Raw genomic sequence first — 1,036 nt, forward strand, 5'->3', positions numbered from 1 at the left:
CGACGACCTGATCTCCGGGGGGGCGGGCGACGACATCGTGTTCAACAGCCCGGGCAACGACATCCTGCTGGGCGGCCAGAGCCCGACCGGCCCGACCGGCACCGACACCCTGGTGTTCAACTCCCGGCTCGCCGACACCACCGTCGCCCGCGACGGCGCCTACACCCTCATCGCCGGCCCCGAGGGCCAGGACCGCGTCACCGGCTTCGAGCGCTACCTCTTCTCCGACGCCACCATCGTCACCGGAGACGCAAAGCCCCTCGTCGACGACCTCTTCTATCTCGCCGCCAACAAGGACGTGCTCCAGGCCGGCCAGGACGCCGACGACCACTACGCCCAGTACGGCTGGACGGAGGGCCGCGACCCCAGCGCCCTGTTCTCCACCACAGGCTACCTCGCCGCCAACCCGGGCCTGCGCGCCTCGGGCCAGAACCCCCTCGCGCAGTACGATCAGGCCGGCTGGAAGGAGGGCCGCGACCCCTCCGCCGCCTTCGACAACGAGCTCTACCTCGCCCGCAACCCCGACGTGAAGGCCGCCGGGATCGACCCGCTCAAGCACTACCTCGAATACGGCCAGGGCGAGGGCCGCGCGATCTACGCCGCGATCGGCAGGACCGCGGATCTGGCGCTGCATCCGGGCTTCGACGCGGAATTCTACCTGCTTCAGAACGGCGACGTGGCGCGGGCGGCGATCGCGTCGGGCCGGGACGGGTTCGCTTACGCCTACGAGCACTACCAGACCTACGGCTGGCGGGAGGGGCGCGACCCGAACGCGGTGTTCGACACGCGGGGCTACCTGACCGCGTATGGCGACGTGCGGGCGGCGGGGATCGACCCGCTGATGCACTACGACGTGTATGGCTGGAAGGAGGGACGGGATCCCGGGACGGGCTTCGACACGACGGCGTACCTGGCGGCGAACGGGGACGTGCGGGCGGCGGGGATCGACCCGATGCTGCACTACCTGCAATACGGCGCGATCGAGGGCCGCTCGCCCCAGGGCGACGCCACCTTCGGATTCGGAACACAGGGCTGA

At 70.6% G+C, this 1,036-nt stretch carries 1 pseudogene; it reads left to right on the plus strand.

The window, feature by feature from the left end:
• Positions 1 to 1,036 (plus strand): annotated as a pseudogene (locus tag EU555_RS36600) (ExeM/NucH family extracellular endonuclease); the annotation flags it as partial.

Source organism: Methylobacterium nonmethylotrophicum, from assembly GCF_004745635.1.
GTDB lineage: Bacteria > Pseudomonadota > Alphaproteobacteria > Rhizobiales > Beijerinckiaceae > Methylobacterium > Methylobacterium nonmethylotrophicum.